The organism is Cupriavidus taiwanensis (genome assembly GCF_900250075.1).
Classification (GTDB): Bacteria; Pseudomonadota; Gammaproteobacteria; order Burkholderiales; family Burkholderiaceae; genus Cupriavidus; species Cupriavidus taiwanensis_C.
Genome location: NZ_LT977071.1, coordinates 1,380,895 through 1,398,838, shown reverse-complemented (window position 1 = coordinate 1,398,838; position 17,944 = coordinate 1,380,895). Strand labels below are relative to the sequence as shown.

Below are 17,944 nucleotides of genomic sequence, written 5' to 3'. Positions count from 1 at the left end.
TGTCAGGCGCCGTGCGGGTCGGTCGAGACCGGCGCAGCAGGTGGGCGGGGGGCGGGACGTTCCAGCGGCTGCACGTGCCAGACCGCGAACGGCAGCTGCGCCGGGTCGAGCCGGATGCGCTGGTGCTTGCCGCGCAGCTCGAAGCGCTGGCCGCGCATCAGCTCCTGCACCGCCAGGCCGGCCTGGTCGGGCAGGCCCCATTCCCACAGCGGGATTTCGATATCGACATCGTGCGCGGTGCGCGGGTCGAGGTTGATCGCCACCAGGAGCACGTCGTCGCCGAACAGGTAATCGGTGCCCGGCACGAAGCGCGCGAACCACAGCACCGCGTCGCTGCCGGCATGGTAGAAGCGCAGCCCCAAGTGGTTCTGCAGCGCGGGGTGGCCGGCACGGATCTCGTTGAGGCGCGAGATCTCGGCGACAATATTGCCGGGCTGCTGCCAGTCGCGCACGCGCAGCTGGTATTTCTCGGAGTCCAGGTATTCCTCGCGCACCTTGCCATCGAGCACGAAGGGCGCGCTCTCGCACAGTTCGAAGCCGCTGTACATGCCCCACAGCCCGGACAGCAGCGTCGCCAGCGCCGCGCGGATCAGGAACGCGGGGCGGCCGCCGTGATGCAGGAAGTAAGGGTTGATGTCCGGCGTGTTGACGAAGAAGTGCGGCCGGAAGAAATCGCGCAGGGGGCTTTGCGTCAGCTCGGTCAGGTACTCGGTCAGCTCCCACTTGGTGTTGCGCCAGGTGAAGTAGGTGTACGACTGGCTGAAGCCCAGCTTGGCCAGGCGCGCCATCATCTTGGGCCGGGTGAAGGCCTCGGCCAGGAAGATGGTGTCGGGGTGGCGCGCGCGCACGTCAGCGATCATCCATTCCCAGAACGGCAGCGGCTTGGTGTGCGGGTTGTCGACGCGGAAGATGCGGATGCCGTGGTCGGCCCAGAACATCACCACGTCGCGCAGTGCCTGCCACAGCGCGGCACCGGCCGGCGGCGCGGCGTAGAAGTCGACGTTGACGATGTCCTCGTACTTCTTGGGCGGGTTCTCGGCGTAGCGCAGCGAGCCGTCGGGCCGGTGCGCGAACCACTCCGGATGGTCCCGCAGCCACGGGTGGTCGGGCGAGCACTGGATCGCGAAGTCCAGCGCCAGTTCCAGGCCCTGCGCGGCGGCGGCGTCGATCAGCCGGCTGAAATCTTCGAAGGTGCCCAGCTCTGGATGCAGCGCATCGTGGCCGCCTTCGGCGCTGCCGATGGCATAGGGGCTGCCGGGATCGCCCGGCTCGCTGCGCAGGCTGTTGTTGCGGCCCTTGCGATGGGTGCGGCCGATCGGGTGGATCGGCGGGAAGTACAGCACGTCGAAGCCCATCGCGCGGATCGCGGGCAGGCGCGCGATGACGTCGTCGAAGGTGCCATGGCGCTGCGCGTCGTTGCTTTGCGAGCGCGGAAAAAGCTCATACCAGCTGGCGAAGCGCGCGGCCAGCCGGTCGGCCTCGACCGGCATCGCCACCGGATGGCGCGACGCGAACGGGCGTCCCGCCGGGGTCTGCATCACGGCCTGCATGGCCGCGGCGGTGCGCTCGGACAGCAGCAGTTGCAGGCGCCGTTCGTCGTCGCCGGCGGCCGCGGTCAGCTCGTCGACGATGGCGGAGAGTTCGTCGTTTGTGGCGGACTGCTGGCTGCCCTTCTTGCCGGACTTGCGGCCATTGCCGGCCTTGCCGTTGCCCGCTTTTCCATTTGCCGCCGGCCGCAGCAGCGCATCGGCCACCAGCCGCGCGCCTTCCTCGATTTCCAGCGCGACGTTGAGGCCCGCGGCGCGCTTCTTGCCGATCTCGTCGAGCCAGCTGGCATAGGTGTCGCGCCAGGCCTCGACGGTGAATTCATGCCGGCCCAGCGCCACCAGCGGGAAGCTGCCTTCCCAGCGGTCGTTGACGCCTGGCTGCATCGGCGTCTCGCGCCAGTCGCTCTCGCCCGGCGCGCGCCACAACACCGCGGCGGCAAGCTTGTCGTGACCATCCATCCAGATATCGGCGCTGACGTCAACGCGCTCGCCCACCACGCGGCGCACGGCGAAGCGGCCGGCGTCGCAGGCGGGCTCGACCCGTTCGATGGCGATGCGCGGCGCCTCCATGGCGGCCACCACGCTGCCCAGGCCGGTGACCGCCAGGGTTTCGTGGCCGTGCGGCGCGGTCGCGTCGGGCCGCGGCATGCCGGGCCGGCTCAGCGGCACCGGTGGCACTTCGTAGAGGCGGATATCGGCCGGCGCCAGCGTGATGCTGGACAGCGCATCGAGTCGGTTGGTGCCGTCGAGGGTGCCGCCCGGGCCGCCCGCGGCGGGCTCCAGGCGGGCGCTGGCATGCGGCATGGCACTGAGCACGCGGTCGGCGCCCAGGCTGGCCGGCTCCATCGGATCCGGGTTGAGCACCACCGCCAGTGCGGGGCCCGCGGCGGGCACGGCCGGGTCATCGCGGCGCGGCGCGGCATCGGGCCCGTTGCCATGGCCGTTGGGGGTGGGCAGGCGCGCCAGCACGGTCAGCGGCGCGTCGGGGCCGCTCAGCAGGCGCACGGCCAGGGCCGGCGCGGGGTCGCGCGCGGCCAGCCAGGTATTGGCCTCGAGCACTTCATGGGTGATGTCGTAGGGCACGCCGTCATGCACGTGGCCGTCCGGCGCCAGCGGATCGCGCGCCTGCGCGCCGCCGGTCTCGAACCCCGCCGGCACCAGGATGCCGTCGCCGATCGCCGCGGCGGTCCACAGCGCGCGCCGCGCGCTGAGCGCGTCATGGCGCGCCGGCGCCAGCGCCGGCGCCGCCAGCACCCGGCCGAGGCGGCGCAGCCGCGCCATTTCCTCGGTCAGCCAGGCGCTGCGGTAGTCCCACCACGGCAGCGAGCAGAAGGCGCCGTCGAAGCCGGCGGGCGCGAGTTCGTCCAGCTGTGCCGGGGTCAGCCCCGGGGTCCAGGCCAGGAAGCGCGGTGTGCCGCGCGCCGTTTCCGGCACCGCATCGCCGCGCAGGGTTGCCAGCAGGGCGGCCCAGCACTCACCGGGCACGCGTGCCGGGGCGCGGCAGCAAAAGCCGGCCGCGCCGGCGGCCCACGCCAGGCGCAGCCGCGCCGCCCACCATTGCACCAGCGCCTCGGCGATGTGCCGGTCATGCCAGCGCAGGCGCGTGCCGGGGATATGGTTGTCGGTTTCATGCGGCGCGAACGCGGGCGCCGCGGTATCGATCCAGGCGGCATCGGGAAGGTCGTCGGTCCCGGCGGCGCCGTCCGCCATATAGCGGTCCAGTGAAATATCGAGCAGCGGGGCCAGGCCATGCCGCGCGCACGCCGCGAGCGTGTCGTCCTCGGGCAGGTGCGGCCAGCCGCCGATCAATACGTGGTCGAACCCCAGTGCCGCCACGCGCTGCAGCGCATGCTGATCGGCTTCGGGCGTTCCGGTCAGGTCGATCTGGCAGATCCGCACATGTCCTCCCGGTGTTTCGCTCCGTCGGAGCAACAAAAATCCCGGAGCGGCGCCTTGCGGCCAGCCGCCGGGATGGCTCTGCCATGCGAAGTGCGTGCCAGCGCGCCCGCGCGCGGCGACGGGGCGGTTTGCCGAGGCACCGCAAGGGCGTGCGGCGCGCCGGCGCATGTGCCGATTCGGCAACGGCTTGTAAAAAGTACTGGTGGCCGCCGCGTTGATGGAAATATCGCGCAAGGCCGCGCGGGCGCTGCCGGCAGCTGCATTCCCCGGTATGGTTCTTGCCCCTGTGAGCCCATGCGTGCCATCGCCGGCACGGTGGCAAGCCATCTAAGGGGACTCATGGATCAGTGGCTGGAGGCGGCGCAATGGCCGGCAATGGTGGTGACGGTAGTGGCGACGTGGTTGGTCGGCTCGCGCTCGATCACACGGCGGCGCGCCGGCTTCTGGGTGTTCCTGGCCAGCAACGTGCTGTGGATTGCATGGGGCTGGCACGGTGACGCCCATGCGCTGATCGTGCTGCAGCTGGCCCTGATCGCGATGAACCTGCGCGGCATGCGCGAGGCGCGCAAGGCGTGGCGGGCCGCATCGCAGCACGCCTTCGCTGCAACTGGCGCCACGCAGGGCCAGCCGCTATCCTTGGACCAGTCCGGCATGCGCCGCATGCCCGGCGCCAACGCGCAACCGCCGGCAGCCGCCGGCTCCGATCGGTGACTTCACGGTCCGCCCGCGGACCAGGGCAGGTGTGCCATGGCGAAGAAAAAAATCCTGTTGCTCAATGCGCTGATCGCGGCCTCGCGCGAGGGTGAACTGGGCTGCCGCCGCGCCGCCACCGCCGCGGCCAACCCCCACCTCAAGTCGGTGCTGACCAGCCGCGCCAATGCGTTCGCGCAGGCCGCCCATGAGCTGCAGGCGTGCCTGCTCGACCTGGGCGAGGTGCCGGAGGCCTTGCCCATGACGGCTTCCGGCCCGGCCCCGGCGACACCGGCGATTGGCAAGCACAGCTCCGACCGTTCCATCGTGCAGGCCATCAGCAAGCGCGAACACGCGGTGCAGCGGCGCTATGCGCGTGCGCTGCGCATGCATGTGCTGGGCTCGCGCCTGCGTGCCGTGGTGCGCCGGCAGTATCGCGGCGTGCAGTTGAACCACGAGCTGTTCCGGGTGCTGCGGCAGCAGTACCGCGCGCCGCAAGAGCGGCCGTAGCCGGCGCGCATCGGGCCATACCGCTGCCATGCCGGCCGACCTTACTGCCTTCGAACATGCCGCCCGCCTCGTGCTGATGTACGGGCTGGTGCCGCTGTGGCTGCTGGCGGGCGTGGGCGACTGGCTCTGCCACCGGGCCACCCAGATCGAACGCAACGCCGGCGTCACCGAATCGCTGCTGCACATGCTGATGCTGGCCGAGGTGGGCCTGCCGCTGCTGCTGGTGCTGTTCCTGGAGGTCAACGCGCTGCTGATCGCGGTGGTGCTGGCGGCGTTGGTGATCCACGAGCTCACCGCATGGTGGGATGTGCATTACGCCAGCAAGCGCCGCCATATCGCACCGGTCGAGCAGCACATGCACAGCCTGCTGGAAGTGCTGCCGCTGGCCGCGGCGTCGTATGTGGTGGTGCTGCACTGGGACCAGTTTCTGGCCTTGTTCGGGCGCGGCCCCGAGCCGGCGCGGATGGCGCTGGCGCTGAAGGCCGAGCCGCTGCCGCCGGCGTATCTGGCCAGCCTGCTGGTAGCGGTGGTGCTGCTGGCGGGGCTTCCTTACCTGGAGGAGCTATGGCGCTGCGTGCGCTGGCGCCGGCGTGAACGCGAGGCCCTGCTGGCACAGGCGACGCGGGCCATGCGCGGCGGCGGCTGACCTGCCGCGGCGCCCGCTGGCGCGATAGTCCGTTGCGGTGCGGGCGCTGCGGGCGAGCAGCCGGCGCGCACGGCGCGCCGCCTGTCCAGGATCAGTCAGGCGCTTACTGCTTGGGCGCCGGATCCGGCGAATCGCCCTTCGGTCCGCTTGGCGCGTCGGCGGTCGGTGCGGCGGGCGCGCCCTGCTCGCGCGGCTTCTTGCTGCGCGCGGTGGTCGAGGCCTTGTCCGACTTGGACTTGGACTTCTTCATGGTGTCCTTGGCGCCGGGAGCGGAAGCGGAGCCCATGTCGGTAGCGGCCGGCTGGTTGCGCGAGGCGGGAGGCGAACCTTCGATCGGCGGCACGCTGGGGTTCGGCACGTTCGGCGACGTCGGGGCTTGTTGGGCAAAGGCCGGCAGGCAGAGCGCGGTGCCGACGACCAGTGCCGTGGTAGCGAGAGTGCGTTTCATGATGGTCTCCATTGCAAGACTACGTCGGTCGGGCCCAGGGCCCTCGGGATTGCCGGCATGCCTACTCGGCGCGCCGGCGATTCATGGGCGCGCGTCGCGGCCTTGCCCGCTGCGCGCCAGTTCGTGGTAGTGGCAGATGCGTGCCAGGGCCCAGTCCGCGGCGGCTTCGCGCACGGCGTTGCGCGCACCGGCAAAGCGGCGTGTCTCGGTAAAGGCTGCGATGCCCTCCGCGTGCGACACCACGTCGTGCGCGGCATGGCCGTGGCGGCGGAATACCCAGGCAAAGCACTGCGTGCCGGCGGGGATATCGCCGTCGCCGCCTCCATCGGCCACGCCGGTGTTGGCGATCGCCAGGTCCGCGCCGGTCAGCTGCATGGCGCCACGCGCCATTGCCAGCGAAACCGCCTCGCTGGTCAGGCCATGGCGCCGGATGGTCTCGGCCGGGACGTGCAGCAGCTGTTCCTTGGCGGACGGCGAGTAGGCCACGATCGCGCAGCGCAGCACGTCGCCGCATCCCGGCACCTCGGCGATGCGCGAGGCGATCAGGCCGGCGGTGCAGGATTCCGCCGTGACCACGCGCAGCCCATGGCGCAGCAGATAGCGCGCAATGCCGACGTTATTGCCGCCGCCTGCAGCGCCGTGGCTCATCGCAATCACTCGCATGTTCTCCATTGCGGTATCCGCAGTCGATTTCCCGCAGGGGGCAGGTTCCGTGCCAGCAAGTGGATAGCGCACGCGCGGCGCTGCAGGGACAGCGCGCGCCCGCTGGCGCCACGGGCGGTTCCAAATGCGGGGAAAAATGTACATGCAGCGCCGGAGCGCGCCTGTAAAAGCTGCGCGCCGCGCGCGACGCACACCATGCGCGGCGGTGGCGCTCATCTTGCATGTCCGGTGCGCAACGACCTGTACGGAGACCGTATGGAGACCCGTACCGAGGCCATGCATTACGGAGACCGACATGCCCGAGCAGCCGCCGAAGCCGCCCATGCCATCCGCGCCCCCAGACCGTCCCGCGCACGATGCGCCGCGCGCGCCGCGCCACGCCGGCAACCCCGAGGATGTGCGCAAGGGCCAGGTCACCGGTCCGCTGCCGCGCGAAGTCTTTCGCCAGCGCTTCCTGGCGCGCTTTGCCGACCCCGCCTATCGGCAGGAGGACGAAGCGCTGGACCGGCTCGAGCGCATTGCCTGGGATGCCTATGCGCAAAGCCGCAAGGCGCCGCTCACGCACAAGGCGGGCGCGGGCTATGCCGACCCGGATTACGATCTCTCCGACGAATGGCGCGCCGCCAGCGAGGCGGTGCGGGTGGCCCAGCAGCGCCAGGCCGATCCCTCCACGCGCTCGCGCGTGCTGCTGGTGTGCGCGGCCTCGCGCAACGACTACACCTGCCCGGGCGAGATGTCGAAATCCTGGCGCCTGGCCGGGCGCGCGCGCGAGCGACTCGAAGCGCAGGGCATCGAGGTCGACCTGCTCGACCTGAGCCACCTGACTTCCGACGCGCAACTGCATATTCATCCATGCAAGGGCTGCGTATCGACCGCGATGCCGCTGTGCCACTGGCCGTGCAGCTGCTATCCCAACCATGCGCTGGGCCAGGTCAATGACTGGATGAACGAGATCTACCCGCGCTGGGCCGCCTGCCACGGCGTGCTGATCGTCACGCCGGTGTACTGGTACCAGGCCACCAGCCCGCTCAAGCTGATGATGGACCGGCTGGTCTGCGCCGATGGCGGCAACCCGGATCCCACCACCACGCGCGGCAAGAACGTGGCAAGGGCCAAGGCGATCGAGCTGTCGGGCTGGGACTATCCCAAGCACCTGGCCGGCCGCGCCTACGGGCTGGTGGTGCATGGCGACGTCGCCGGCATCGAAGGCGTGCGCCGCGCGCTGTCCGACTGGCTGGACTGGATGGGACTGGTCGATGCCGGCGCCCAGGCGCGGCTGGACCGGTATATCGGCTACTACGAGCCTTATGCCACCAGCCACGTCGCGCTGGACCACGACACCAGCGTGCAGGGCGAAGTCGACAACGTGGCGCGTGCGCTTGCTTGCGCGGTCGAGCAGCTGCGCCATGGCCAACTGCGCAGCGCGGACCACGGCCTGGTGCCGCCGCGGCTGAAGTAGCGCAACGGGCCCGGGCAAGAACGGAGGCAACAACGGAGGCAACGATGGATCGCAGAGACAACTGGCGCGGCCCGCCATGGCACGAAAGTGCCGTGCCCGAGGCCGATATGCGCAGCCACTACGTGGGAGCCTATGGCGTGTACGACTATGACCAGCCAGTCGACCCCGGCGAATTTGGGGGGGGCCGTGCCGGACGCGGTAGCGGGGAATGGCGGCCGCACGAGGTCCAGGCTCCGCAAGCCCGGGGCAGGGCCGATCCCTACCGCCAGTTCACCGGCTACAACGAGCGCATGGACCTCTACCGTGGCGGGACGCAGCCATGGCGGCCGGTCGGACCGCGCAACTACCAGCGCAGCGACGAGCGCATCCTGGAAGACCTGTGCGAGCAACTGACGCGCAGTGGCCGGCTGGACCTGAACGAGGTCGAGGTGCGGGTCGAGCAGGGCGTGGTGACGCTGGAGGGCAGCGTGCCGGACCGGCACCAGAAGTACCGCATCGAGGATATCGCCGACGAGGTCTTCGGCGTCAGGGACCTGGTCAACCACCTGCGCGTGGCAAGGCCGGCCGGCGCCGAGGGCCATCCCGGCCACGGCATGCGCATGTATTGAGGGCGGCGGCGCGCAGACCATGCCCATGCCCGGTTCCACGAAGGCGGACACCAACCCGCGCGGCAACGCGGTCGGCGCGGCCGACACCGCGCTGCAGGCCTCGCTGTGCGAGCGCTTGTGGGAGAGCGGCCTCGACGTCAGCGAGATTGCGCTGGACGTGGCGCAGGGCCGCATCACGCTGCGCGGCGCGATCGGCAGCGCCGCCGACCGCGCCGCGGTGGAGGCCTGCGTGCGCACGCATGCCGGCGGGTGCGACGTCGTCAATCACATCGAGGTCGCGCCCGACCGCACCGGCGGCTGAACTGCGCGCGCTGGCACGGCTTTCGCAACGGAGCCGGTTCCGGCCACTGCCGAACGCGGCTGGCCATCAGCGATGGATTAACGAGGAAGGAGACTGTCATGAGATACACCGCGATCGTTGCGCTGGCCGCGCTGCTCAGCGCCCCCGCGTGGGCCCAGACCACCACCACTCGCCCGGGCGCCGACACGCGCGCGCCGGGCACGTCGGCCTCGGATGTCCTGCCGGGCCAGGGCGACACGCGCCGCGCCACTCCCGCCACGCCGGCCACACCCGCGACCCCGGGCGGCGCGGGCACCCGCGCCACCCCGGCAACGCCTGCCACGCCGGCCAGCCCCGCCGTCAACGAGGGGCCGCAATCGCCGCAACGGTATGACTATCCGGCTTCGGAACCGAAGGCGCCGAAGAGCCGCAAGTAACTGAGGCAAGCAGCGGCCGGGTCGCGCCAGCGTCTCAGAGACCCGAAGGCCAGGTCTCGGGCGCGCCCGGTGCCGGCGCCGCGGGTAGCGCCGGTACCGCGCTGCTGCGGTCGAACCACGCCAGCACGTCGAACTGCCGCGGCAGGATGGCGCGTGCGTAGTGGCTCTGCAGTTCAGTCTCCGGGCGGTAGATCACGCCGATGAAGCGCTCGTGCCGCGCCGGCATCAGCAGTTCGCGCAATTCGGCGTGCACGGCGCTGCCCTTGCCGTGGTCAACGCCATCTCCGCGTAAATCGGTCCAGCCCTGCGCATGGCCGGCTGCGTGGAACAGGTGCTCGTAGCTGTCTGTTCGCGCGGGGCGCACCTGCTTGACTTCCATGGGACCGTCCCACGAGGTTGCCGCCGCGACGGTGCCGTCGTAGGTGCTGAAGCCGACCAGCGCGGCCGCGTCGCCAAAGGCCTCGCGGCATAGCTGGCCGATATTCAGCTGGCCCTGGCTGGTGCCCATCTCGGTTTGCGACGCATCGCCGATATGCGAGTTGTGCGCCCACACCACCGCGCGCGATGCCGGCCCATGGGCGTGCAGCAACTGCTCCAGGGTCTCGAACATATGCGTGTCGCGCAGGTTCCAGCTGTCGTCGCTGCCGTGGTACATGACGCGGTAGTAGCGCTCGGCCGAAGCCACCAGGCGCGCATTCTGCGCGGCGTCGAGGAAATCCTCGTGCCCGTCGCGCGCGTAGGCGAGGCGCTTGTCGAGCAGGGCCTGCAGCTGTTCGACCACCGCGTCCTCGCAGTCGGCATGGGTGCCGTGCAGCACGGCGCGGCCGTAGCGCGCGGGGTCGCGCCGCCATGGTTCCAGGCAGCCATAGCGTTCGCGCGCAGCCTGCGCGGCGCGGGGATCGACGCCTTCCAGGTAAGCCAGCACCGCCGCCATCGAGGCGCCCAGGCTGTAGATATCGAGGCCGAAGAAACCGGCGCGCCGGGCCGGCGCCAGCGCGGCATTGTGCGCGTGCAGCCAGCGGATAAAGCGCGCCACCTCGAGGTTGCGCCACATCCAGACCGGGAAGCGCGTAAAGGCGGCGCGAGGGGATTCGGCGGGCCGCGGCGGGCGCCCGCGCACATGGCGGTCCACCGCCGCGGCGTCTGGCCAGTCCGCCTCCACCGCGATGATGCCGAAGCCGTGCCGGGCCACCAGCTGCGCGGTCAGCGCGGCGCGTGCGTGATAGAACTCGGCGGTGCCGTGCGTACTTTCGCCCAGCAGCACGACGCGATGATGGCCAAGCCGATCGGCGAGCGCCGCGGCAGCGTTGGCGAAGGGGCCGGTGAACGGGCTCTCGGCCGCGTGGTCGATCGCCGGCCACGGCACGGTCGCGGCAGCGATGGCTGCCACGGCGTGCGGGTCGGCCCGGTGTTGTGGCATGGTGGCGCGGGGTGCCGGCAGCGTGCCGGCATCCTCAGCGTTGCGGCAACCAGCGCGGGTCAGCCGTGAATGGTGCGGGGATCGTGGCCGAAGCTGTTGCGCGAGCGGATCTGGCCGTCGCGGCCATGGATCAGCAATTCGACGTGCTCGCGCTGGGCCTGCGAGGTGCCGGCGGCGACCGCCTCTTCCTGCGTGGCGTGGTGCGATTCGGCGTAGCGTGCGCCTTCGTGGATGACGTCCCAGCCTTCGTCGTGCGGAACGACGTGTATGTTGCTGCCCATGTCAGGTCTCCTCGGATATCGGTCCTTTTATTGTGGTCGATCTGCGCGCGCTGTCTATCCGGCGGCGTCTGACAGGCGCGAAGCGCTTCCGGTTCCACTTTAGGATGGAAATCCCTGGTTATTTGTCCGGCCTCTTGTAAGCTGGACTTGGATCGCAATCAGAGGAGCGGACCATGCGTGCAAGATTTGCCAGGGGGCTGACGCAGTCGCCGGTGACCGTGGTGGCCCGGGCGTTCGACGGAGAAGCGGTGCGCACTCCCCAGGTGGGCGACCTGGTGACGGTGTATAGCCAGGACCAGGACACCGAATTCAATATCCGCCTGTGCGAGGCCGTCGAGCCCGGCCGCTGGCGCGGCGTGGTCTACGCCATCGGGCGCGGACAGGACGTGCTGGTCACCGCCGAAGGGTTGGAAATCGACGATGTGGTCGAGGTGATGCGGGAGGAAATCGCCTCCGTGATTCCCTGCGGCCGATCCCACTGAACGCCGCACCCGTGCGGGTGCGGACTATCCGGAATTGAGGTTTCCCGAGGCCTGGCTCACGCCGGCCGCGCGGGCTGTTTCGGTACGCCCAGCCACATCGCCAGGCCGCTCGCCAGCAGCAGCGCCGCCAGCAAATAGAGCGCATGGTCGAGGCTGCCGGTGCGGGTCTTGATCTGGCCGATCACCCACGGGCTGACGATGCCGCTGGTGATGCCGATGCTGCTGATGAAGGCGATCCCGGCGGCGGTGCCGGCGCCGGGCAGGTAGCCCGGGGGCAGCGCCCAGAACACCGGCAGCGCGGCAAAGATCAGCACCGCCGCCACCGACAGGATGGCCAGCATCGCGCCCAGTCCCGGCAGCGGCAAGGTCAGCGCCGCCAGCGCCAGCGCGCCGCCCGCGGTGCACAGCAGGAAATGCCGATGGCGCTCGCCGGTGCGGTCCGAATGCCGCGCAATCAGGATCAGGCCGACCGCGCCCACCGCATTGGGCACCACCGAATACAGGCTTACCGACATCACGTCGGTCACGCCGAAATCGCGGATCATCAGCGGCATCCAGAAGCTGAGCGCGAGCGAGCCGCAGGTCAGCGAAAAATAGATAAAGGCGAACAGGTAGACGCGCGGGTTGCGCAGCACCTGGCGCAGCGCATGCAGCGAATGGCCGCCACCCTGGGTATGCGCGGCGGTGTCGCGCAGCAGGTGGGCGCGTTCGCGCTCGCTCAGCCAGCCGGCCTGCTGCGGCCCGTCGACCAGCAGGCGCGCGGCCGCCAGCCCCAGCAGCACCGCCGGCGCGCCTTCGATCGCGAACATCCATTTCCAGCCCTGCAGCCCCAGCACGCCGGCCATGTCGCGCATAATCCAGCCGGACACCAGCCCGCCCAGCACGCCCGCCACCGCCACGCCGGCAAAGAAGATCGCCATCACCGCGGCGCGCCGGCGCGCGGGAAACCAGTAGGTCAGGTACAGCACGATGCCGGGGAAGAAGCCGGCCTCGAACACGCCCAGCAGGAAGCGCAGCGCGTAGAACTGCGCCGGCGTCGACACCGCCATCATCGCCACCGACACGGTGCCCCACAGCACCATGATGCGGGTAAAGGTGCGGCGCGCGCCGAAGCGCGCCAGCAGCATGTTGCTCGGCACCTCGCACAGCACGTAGCCGACGTAGAACACCGCCGCGCCAAGGCCGTACATGGCATCGCTGAAGCCCAGGTCCTGCTTCATCTGCAGCTGCGCGAAGCCGATGTTGATGCGGTCCAGGAACGACACCACGTAGCACACGAACAGGAAGGGAATGATGCGCAGCCAGACCTTGCGGTAGAGCGCTTCCTCGTCGCGCGCGGCGAGTGCTGCGGTGGTTGGGGCGGCCGGGGCGGAAGGCGCCAGGCTGGATAGGGACGAAAGCTCCCCTGAGACCGGATGGCTCATCGATGTTGTCTCCGTGCGGTGGTGGCTGCGGCGGCGGGCAGCCGGGCGGTTGCCGCCAGTGGGCCGCGTCTGGTGCGCGTTGGCCCGGGATGGGTGGAAGGACAGCGCCAGGCGCAGGCTCGGACCGGCCGCGCCTGCGCCTGGTTATCCGGTCATGCCGGCGTGGTGTCGGCGCTGGCCACTACGCCGGCGCGCGCCTCGGCCATGGCCGCCAGCAGCACGTCGTGGTCGCCGATATGGTTCGCGAGCAGCAGGATCAGCTGCGCGTTGGCGGCCTGGCTCTGGGCCTCGTCGAGGTCGCGGTGCATCTCGATCAGCGCTTCGTAGAAGTCGTCGGGGCGCGCCAGGTTGGGCTGGGTGTTGAGCGAATTGGGCATGGCTGTCTCCGTTGGGCAGGGCTGGCGTGCGGGCCATCAGGCGGCCATGCGGCCCGGCTGCGGCGCGCGCAGGTCGGCGCCGGTGGCGCGCGCCAGCGCGGCGCGGATTGCGGCAGGGTCGGGACGGTGCCAGCGCGCGCACACATGCTGGTCGGGACGGACCAGGTAGCAGGTGCCGGGCCTGGCGCCGTAGCGCGCCGCCGCCAGGCCCTGGTCGTCGCGCAGCACGGTGGCGTGGGTGCAGGTCATGGGAGGTTGCGCGGCGTCGGTCACATAGACCAGCTGCAGCGGTGTGCCGGCCTGCTTCAGAGCGGCCAGGTCGGCCAGGGTGCCGCCATCGATGGCCTCCGGATTGCCGAACACCAGCAAGGTGAAATCGCCGCCAAGATACGACAGCAGCCAGCCGGCGCCGTCCACGCCGGACACCGGAGCATCGCAGCAGACCGCACCCGGCACCAGCTTGCCGGCAGCATCCGGGGCGGCGTCCTCGGTGTTCAGCGGCGAGCCATGCAGCACCGCCGGCACCGACAGCCTGCCGCTGTTGACCAGCGCGCGCGCGAACGCATGGCGCCTCGACAGCGCCAGCACCGCGTCGCGGAATACGCGGCTGGCGGCGCTCTTGGGCGTGATGAAGTCGGTCGAGCGGGTGGAGTTGAGGATGTTCTCGTCGGCGGCGAACTCGCGCTCGCTGGCGTAGGTGTCGAGCAGCCGGTCGCAGGCATGGCCCTGCAGCACGTAGGCCAGCTTCCACGCCAGATTCTCGGCGTCCTGGACACCGCTGTTGGCACCGCGCGCGCCAAACGGCGAAACGCCGTGCGCAGCATCGCCGGCGAACAGGATATTGCCGTGGCGGAAGCTGTCCATGCGCTGGCAGGAGAAGGTGTAGACGCTGACCCACTCCAGCTCGAACTTCACGTCCTTGCCCAGCAGCGCCTGCACCCGCGGGATCACGCGCTCGGGCGATTTCTCCAGCACCGGGTCGGCGTCCCAGCCCAGTTGGAAGTCGATGCGCCAGACATTGTCCGGCTGGCGGTGCAGCAGCACCGACTGGTGCGGATGGAAGGGCGGGTCGAACCAGAACCAGCGCTCGGCCGGGAAATCGGCCTCCATCTTCACGTCGGCGATCAGGAAGCGGTCGCGGAAGGTGCGGCCCTTGCTGTCCAGCCCCAGCAGCTTGCGCATCGGGCTGCGCGAGCCGTCGGCGGCGACCACATAGCGCGCGGCCAGCGGGTAGCAGCCGTCGGGGGTCTCGACCGTCAGCACCACGCCGGCGTCAGGCGCGCGGCGGCTTTCCACGCCGACCACCTTGTTGCGCCAGCGGATCTCGATATTGGACAGCGCCTGCGCGCGCTCCAGCAGGTAGCCTTCGAGGTAGTACTGCTGCAGGTTGATGAAGGCCGGGCGGCGGTGGCCGCTGTCGGGCAGCAGGTCGAAGCTGTAGACCTGCTCGTCGCGCAGGAACACCCTGCCGACATGCCAGCGCACGCCCTTGTCGACCATGCGCTCGCCGCAGCCGAGGCGGTCGAAAATATCCAGCGTGCGCTTGGAAAAGCAGATCGCGCGCGAACCGGTGGACAGCGTGCAGTCGTCGTCCACCAGCACCACGGGCACGCCGCGTTGCGCCAGGTCGATGGCGGTGGCCAGCCCCACCGGACCGGCCCCGACCACGACCACCGGATGCACCGCCGCGGGCGCGGCATCAGCGGATTGCCCGGCGCGCTGCTGTTCCGCGCAGGGCTGGTAGGCGAACGTCAGCCGCTGGTAGTCGATGCTGCTCATGCTTGTGTCTCCTCCACCTGAAATACTCTGTTGTGCGATGGCTTGCTGATGTGCCGTCGTCAGTCCTGCAGCGCGGCCCACATCTCCTGGTCGCGCTGGGCGGTCCAGATGCGCGGATGGCGCATGCCGCTGGCCTCGTCGTAGGCGCGCGAGACATCGAAGGGCAGGCAGTGCTCATAGATGAAGACGTGGCCGAACTTCGGGTCCATGGCGCGGCGCGTGTGCGCCATCGCGGCCTTCAGGTCGAGCTTTTCCGCCACCGCTTCCTGGCCGGACCTGAACAGCGTGGTGACGAAGTCCTTGGTGTAGGCGATGCCCTTTTTCACTTCATCGGGCGTGGTCAGCGCGGGGCCGCGGCCCGGCACCAGCTTCTCGGGGTTCAGCGCCTGCAGCGCGTCCAGCGTGGCGGGCCATTCGGCCAGCTGCGCATCGCCGCAGTAGCAGGCGGCGTCGTATTCGACCAGGTCGCCGGAGAACAGCACCTTCTGCTGCGGCAGCCACACCACGGTGTCGCCCTTGGTATGGCCCGAGCCCAGGTGGGCAATGCGCACTTCCAGCTGGCCCAGGAACAGGGTGATTTCCTTGTCGAACACCAGCGTCGGCCAGGTCAGGCCGGGCACCGTTTCCACGCCGGCGAACAGGCGCGGGAAGCGTTCAATCTCGGACTTCATGTCGGCCTCGCCGCGCTCGACGATCATCTCGTAGGTGCCGCGGCTGGCGATGATCTGCTGCGCGCCCTCGGCAAAGTAGGCCGACGCGCCCAGCACGCGCACCGCGTGATAGTGCGACAGCACCACGTACTTGATCGGCTTGTCGGTGATGGTGCGGATGCGCGCGATCAGGTCCTGCGCCATCGCCGGCGTGGCCGTGGTGTCGACGATCAGCACGCCGTCATCGCCGATCACCACGCCGGAGTTGGGATCGCCCTCGGCGGTATAGGCCCACGCGTTCTCGGACAGCTGGGTGAAGGTGATCTGCTTGGCTTCCAGGTCGGCCTGCGATGCGAATGCCTTGGACATGGCGTCTTTTCCTTTTGTGGCAGGGCGGGACGGCGCGGGAATGGCCGCAAGCGCATGCGGCGTGGCACTGGCTGTCTCGCCCCCGTTCGTATGGATTTCCGGATCTCGCACGGCTGGGTCTGCCGTGTCGCGACGGGGTAATGACATCTTAGGAAAGGTCGTCGAATTAATCAATAGCGAAATGATTAGCCTATGACAAATAATTGGAGCGACGAACTTCGAGCGGGTCGAGATGGGGGTAAACCCGCGTGCGGCGGGATCCGGGGGGCGTTCGATTAATATCCGGTTTTTCCGAACACACAGGACGCTGATGGCCAGACCCAGGGCGGGGACAGCGGTGGCGCCGGCGGGCGCGCCGGCGGCGCGTGCCGACAAGGCGCAGCGCGGCATCCAGAGCGTGGAGGTGGGCGCGCGCCTGCTCGCGGCGCTGGCCTCGGCGCGCGTGCCGATGCCGCTGGCGGCGCTGGCCGACGCCGCGCAGCTGGCGCCGGCGCAGGCGCACGCCTATCTGGTCAGCCTGGCGCGGCTTGGCCTGATCAAGCGCGACCACCTGTCCGGCCGCTACGAGCCCGGACCGCTGGCGCTGCGCCTGGGCCTGCTGCACCTGGAGCAGGACGCCGCCTGGCGCGCCGCGCTGCCACGCGCCGACGCGCTGGCGCAGGCGCTGGGCTGCAGCGTGGCAATCTGCCTGGCCGGGCCGCAGGGACCGACCATCGTGCGCTATGTGCCGGCCACCGCGCCGCTGCACGTCAACCTGCACGTGGGCACGGTGATGGCGCTGGCGGCCACTGCCACCGGCCGGGTGTTCTGCGCCTTCCAGCCGCCGGCGCAGTGGCAGCCGTTGTGGCAGGCGCAGCAGCCGGATGCCGGCGAAGCCGACCTGGCCGCGTTCGGCGACAGGCTTGCGGAAATCCGTGCGCGCGGCATCGAGCGCAGCATCGATGCGCCCAGCCCGGCCGTCAGCAGCCTCAGCGTGCCGGTGCTCGACGGCGCCGGCGCGCTGCGGCTGGTGCTGACGCTGGTGGGATCGACCGGTGCCATCGACGTCGACTGGCACGGCGCGGCGGCGCGGGCCTTGCTCGCCGCGGGCGCGGAGATCGGCGCGGCGCTGCGCGAACCGAACGGTGAACAGGCATGAGCGGCGCGACCGAAACCACGCAAGACCCCGACGGCGGCAAGCCACAGCGCGGCATCCAGTCGCTCGACAGCACCGGCCAGTTGCTCGGCGCGCTGGTGGCCGCGGGGCGGCCGCTACCGCTGCGCGACCTGGCGCTGGCCGCGGGCATGCCGGCGGCCAAGGCCTTTCCGCACCTGGTCAGCCTGCAGAAGACCGGACTGCTGGCGCGCGATGCCGCCGGCAACTACCTGTGCGGACCGCTGGCGCTGGAACTGGGGCTGATCGCGCTGCAGCGGCTGTCGCCGACGCGCGAGGCCGAACCGGAGGTGATCGAGCTGGCCGGGGCCACGGGCCTGAGCGTGGCCATGGCGGTGCTGGGGCCGCTCGGGCCCACCGTGGTGCGGCTGGAAGAATCGGCGCGGCCGCAGCATGTCAGCCTGCGCGTGGGCACGGTGCTGTCGCTGGTCCATACCGCGATCGGCCGAACTGTCGCGGCGCACCTGCCGGCCAATGTGCTGCCGGGCCTGCTGCGCAACGATGCGCTGCGCATGGCAGGCGCCGCCGCCGACCAGGTGCTCGGACCCGGCGGCAAGCTGGCGCCGGCCTACGCCGGGCGTCTGGCGCAGGTGCGCGCGGCGCGCATCGACAATGCGCAGAGCCATCCGGTGCCGGGCATCGACACGCTGGCGGCACCGGTGTTCGACCACACCGGCAGCCTGGCGCTTGTAATCGCGGTGATGGGTTCCAGCGGTAGTTTCGACAGCAGCACCGAAGGCGCCACCGCCGCGCTGGTGCGGCAGGCGGCGGCGCGGCTGTCGTGGCGCTTCGGCGCGCCGGACGCAGCCTGAGGCCAGGCAG

At 70.4% G+C, this 17,944-nt stretch carries 19 protein-coding genes; 10 read left to right on the top strand and 9 right to left on the bottom strand.

Translation table 11 applies throughout. From position 1 onward, the window contains the following. Positions 1-2: 2 nt before the first annotated feature. Complete coding sequence (locus tag CBM2588_RS22680) at positions 3-3,446, bottom strand: alpha-1,4-glucan--maltose-1-phosphate maltosyltransferase (RefSeq protein WP_115682592.1); 3,444 nt, start codon at positions 3,444-3,446, stop codon at positions 3-5. Between the two features lie 339 nt (positions 3,447-3,785). On the opposite strand from CBM2588_RS22680, the gene CBM2588_RS22675 reads away from it, so the two are divergent. The 3 genes from CBM2588_RS22675 to CBM2588_RS22665 are packed head-to-tail and all read left to right on the top strand — an operon-like array spanning position 3,786 to position 5,292. Next, positions 3,786-4,157: a hypothetical protein gene (locus CBM2588_RS22675; protein ID WP_115682591.1), complete on the top strand. Its 372-nt coding sequence runs from the start codon at positions 3,786-3,788 to the stop codon at positions 4,155-4,157. Between the two features lie 36 nt (positions 4,158-4,193). After that, complete coding sequence (locus CBM2588_RS22670; protein ID WP_115682590.1) at positions 4,194-4,646, top strand: PA2169 family four-helix-bundle protein; 453 nt, start codon at positions 4,194-4,196, stop codon at positions 4,644-4,646. 28 nt (positions 4,647-4,674) lie between these two features. Then, positions 4,675-5,292 (top strand): diguanylate cyclase, encoded by a 618-nt coding sequence (locus tag CBM2588_RS22665; protein WP_115682589.1) that lies wholly within the window; start codon positions 4,675-4,677, stop codon positions 5,290-5,292. 103 nt (positions 5,293-5,395) lie between these two features. On the opposite strand, the gene CBM2588_RS22660 is transcribed toward CBM2588_RS22665, so the two are convergent. Together CBM2588_RS22660 and CBM2588_RS22655 are read right to left on the bottom strand one after the other, a co-directional pair. Further along, a complete protein-coding gene (locus tag CBM2588_RS22660) occupies positions 5,396-5,740 on the bottom strand; it encodes a hypothetical protein (protein ID WP_115682588.1) in 345 nt (114 codons plus the stop codon). A gap of 81 nt (positions 5,741-5,821) precedes the next feature. Beyond that, complete coding sequence (locus CBM2588_RS22655) at positions 5,822-6,388, bottom strand: CinA family protein (RefSeq protein ID WP_115683694.1); 567 nt, start codon at positions 6,386-6,388, stop codon at positions 5,822-5,824. 310 nt (positions 6,389-6,698) lie between these two features. On the opposite strand from CBM2588_RS22655, the gene CBM2588_RS22650 reads away from it, so the two are divergent. From CBM2588_RS22650 to CBM2588_RS22635, 4 genes are all read left to right on the top strand, one after another. Beyond that, positions 6,699-7,862, top strand: coding sequence for a flavodoxin family protein (locus tag CBM2588_RS22650; RefSeq protein ID WP_172583652.1), 1,164 nt, complete (start codon positions 6,699-6,701; stop codon positions 7,860-7,862). Between the two features lie 44 nt (positions 7,863-7,906). Further along, entirely contained in the window at positions 7,907-8,470 is a 564-nt protein-coding gene (locus tag CBM2588_RS22645; RefSeq protein ID WP_115682587.1) for a BON domain-containing protein, read from the top strand. Between the two features lie 25 nt (positions 8,471-8,495). Continuing rightward, a complete protein-coding gene (locus tag CBM2588_RS22640) occupies positions 8,496-8,771 on the top strand; it encodes a BON domain-containing protein (RefSeq protein WP_115682586.1) in 276 nt (91 codons plus the stop codon). Positions 8,772-8,869: 98 nt separating this feature from the next. Continuing rightward, complete coding sequence (locus CBM2588_RS22635; protein WP_115682585.1) at positions 8,870-9,187, top strand: hypothetical protein; 318 nt, start codon at positions 8,870-8,872, stop codon at positions 9,185-9,187. 34 nt (positions 9,188-9,221) lie between these two features. Here CBM2588_RS22635 and CBM2588_RS22630 read toward each other — a convergent pair whose 3' ends face one another. Both CBM2588_RS22630 and CBM2588_RS22625 read right to left on the bottom strand, forming a co-directional pair. Further along, entirely contained in the window at positions 9,222-10,607 is a 1,386-nt protein-coding gene (locus CBM2588_RS22630; RefSeq protein WP_115682584.1) for an erythromycin esterase family protein, read from the bottom strand. A 59-nt stretch (positions 10,608-10,666) separates the two neighbouring features. Next, on the bottom strand, positions 10,667-10,888 hold the full coding sequence (locus tag CBM2588_RS22625) for a DUF2188 domain-containing protein (protein ID WP_018007233.1): 222 nt from the start codon (positions 10,886-10,888) through the stop codon (positions 10,667-10,669). A 173-nt stretch (positions 10,889-11,061) separates the two neighbouring features. Between CBM2588_RS22625 and CBM2588_RS22620 the strand changes: the two genes are divergently transcribed. Beyond that, entirely contained in the window at positions 11,062-11,370 is a 309-nt protein-coding gene (locus tag CBM2588_RS22620; protein WP_010814535.1) for a hypothetical protein, read from the top strand. Between the two features lie 56 nt (positions 11,371-11,426). Here the strand turns inward: CBM2588_RS22620 and CBM2588_RS22615 are convergent, their stop codons facing one another. The 4 genes from CBM2588_RS22615 to CBM2588_RS22600 form a co-directional block, all read right to left on the bottom strand. After that, a complete protein-coding gene (locus tag CBM2588_RS22615; RefSeq protein ID WP_115682583.1) occupies positions 11,427-12,794 on the bottom strand; it encodes an MFS transporter in 1,368 nt (455 codons plus the stop codon). A 152-nt stretch (positions 12,795-12,946) separates the two neighbouring features. Beyond that, entirely contained in the window at positions 12,947-13,171 is a 225-nt protein-coding gene (locus CBM2588_RS22610; protein WP_115682582.1) for a DUF2783 domain-containing protein, read from the bottom strand. Between the two features lie 36 nt (positions 13,172-13,207). Further along, positions 13,208-14,950, bottom strand: a complete 1,743-nt coding sequence (locus CBM2588_RS22605; RefSeq protein ID WP_115682581.1) for an FAD-dependent oxidoreductase — start codon at positions 14,948-14,950, stop codon at positions 13,208-13,210. Between the two features lie 59 nt (positions 14,951-15,009). Next, positions 15,010-15,969 carry an MBL fold metallo-hydrolase gene (locus CBM2588_RS22600; RefSeq protein ID WP_115682580.1) on the bottom strand — a complete coding sequence of 320 codons (960 nt, stop codon included), beginning with the start codon at positions 15,967-15,969 and terminating at the stop codon, positions 15,010-15,012. A 310-nt stretch (positions 15,970-16,279) separates the two neighbouring features. Between CBM2588_RS22600 and CBM2588_RS22595 the strand changes: the two genes are divergently transcribed. Beyond that, on the top strand, positions 16,280-17,107 hold the full coding sequence (locus CBM2588_RS22595) for an IclR family transcriptional regulator (RefSeq protein ID WP_115682579.1): 828 nt from the start codon (positions 16,280-16,282) through the stop codon (positions 17,105-17,107). Further along, entirely contained in the window at positions 17,104-17,934 is an 831-nt protein-coding gene (locus CBM2588_RS22590) for an IclR family transcriptional regulator (protein WP_115682578.1), read from the top strand. Before CBM2588_RS22595 ends, CBM2588_RS22590 begins: the two co-directional genes overlap by 4 nt. The last annotated feature ends 10 nt before the right edge of the window (positions 17,935-17,944 follow it).

Excerpts from the sequence above, each read along its gene's own strand:
- CBM2588_RS22605 (WP_115682581.1), bottom strand. The coding sequence starts at position 14,950 with ATGAGCAGCATCGACTACCAGCGGCTGACGTTCGCCTACCAGCCCTGC.
- CBM2588_RS22645 (WP_115682587.1), top strand. The coding sequence starts at position 7,907 with ATGGATCGCAGAGACAACTGGCGCGGCCCGCCATGGCACGAAAGTGCC.
- CBM2588_RS22600 (WP_115682580.1), bottom strand. The coding sequence starts at position 15,969 with ATGTCCAAGGCATTCGCATCGCAGGCCGACCTGGAAGCCAAGCAGATC.
- CBM2588_RS22615 (WP_115682583.1), bottom strand. The coding sequence starts at position 12,794 with ATGAGCCATCCGGTCTCAGGGGAGCTTTCGTCCCTATCCAGCCTGGCG.
- CBM2588_RS22625 (WP_018007233.1), bottom strand. The coding sequence starts at position 10,888 with ATGGGCAGCAACATACACGTCGTTCCGCACGACGAAGGCTGGGACGTC.
- CBM2588_RS22675 (WP_115682591.1), top strand. The coding sequence starts at position 3,786 with ATGGATCAGTGGCTGGAGGCGGCGCAATGGCCGGCAATGGTGGTGACG.
- CBM2588_RS22610 (WP_115682582.1), bottom strand. The coding sequence starts at position 13,171 with ATGCCCAATTCGCTCAACACCCAGCCCAACCTGGCGCGCCCCGACGAC.
- CBM2588_RS22620 (WP_010814535.1), top strand. The coding sequence starts at position 11,062 with ATGCGTGCAAGATTTGCCAGGGGGCTGACGCAGTCGCCGGTGACCGTG.
- CBM2588_RS22670 (WP_115682590.1), top strand. The coding sequence starts at position 4,194 with ATGGCGAAGAAAAAAATCCTGTTGCTCAATGCGCTGATCGCGGCCTCG.
- CBM2588_RS22665 (WP_115682589.1), top strand. The coding sequence starts at position 4,675 with ATGCCGGCCGACCTTACTGCCTTCGAACATGCCGCCCGCCTCGTGCTG.
- CBM2588_RS22650 (WP_172583652.1), top strand. The coding sequence starts at position 6,699 with ATGCCCGAGCAGCCGCCGAAGCCGCCCATGCCATCCGCGCCCCCAGAC.
- CBM2588_RS22595 (WP_115682579.1), top strand. The coding sequence starts at position 16,280 with ATGGCCAGACCCAGGGCGGGGACAGCGGTGGCGCCGGCGGGCGCGCCG.
- CBM2588_RS22590 (WP_115682578.1), top strand. The coding sequence starts at position 17,104 with ATGAGCGGCGCGACCGAAACCACGCAAGACCCCGACGGCGGCAAGCCA.
- CBM2588_RS22660 (WP_115682588.1), bottom strand. The coding sequence starts at position 5,740 with ATGAAACGCACTCTCGCTACCACGGCACTGGTCGTCGGCACCGCGCTC.
- CBM2588_RS22635 (WP_115682585.1), top strand. The coding sequence starts at position 8,870 with ATGAGATACACCGCGATCGTTGCGCTGGCCGCGCTGCTCAGCGCCCCC.
- CBM2588_RS22640 (WP_115682586.1), top strand. The coding sequence starts at position 8,496 with ATGCCCGGTTCCACGAAGGCGGACACCAACCCGCGCGGCAACGCGGTC.
- CBM2588_RS22655 (WP_115683694.1), bottom strand. The coding sequence starts at position 6,388 with ATGAGCCACGGCGCTGCAGGCGGCGGCAATAACGTCGGCATTGCGCGC.
- CBM2588_RS22630 (WP_115682584.1), bottom strand. The coding sequence starts at position 10,607 with ATGCCACAACACCGGGCCGACCCGCACGCCGTGGCAGCCATCGCTGCC.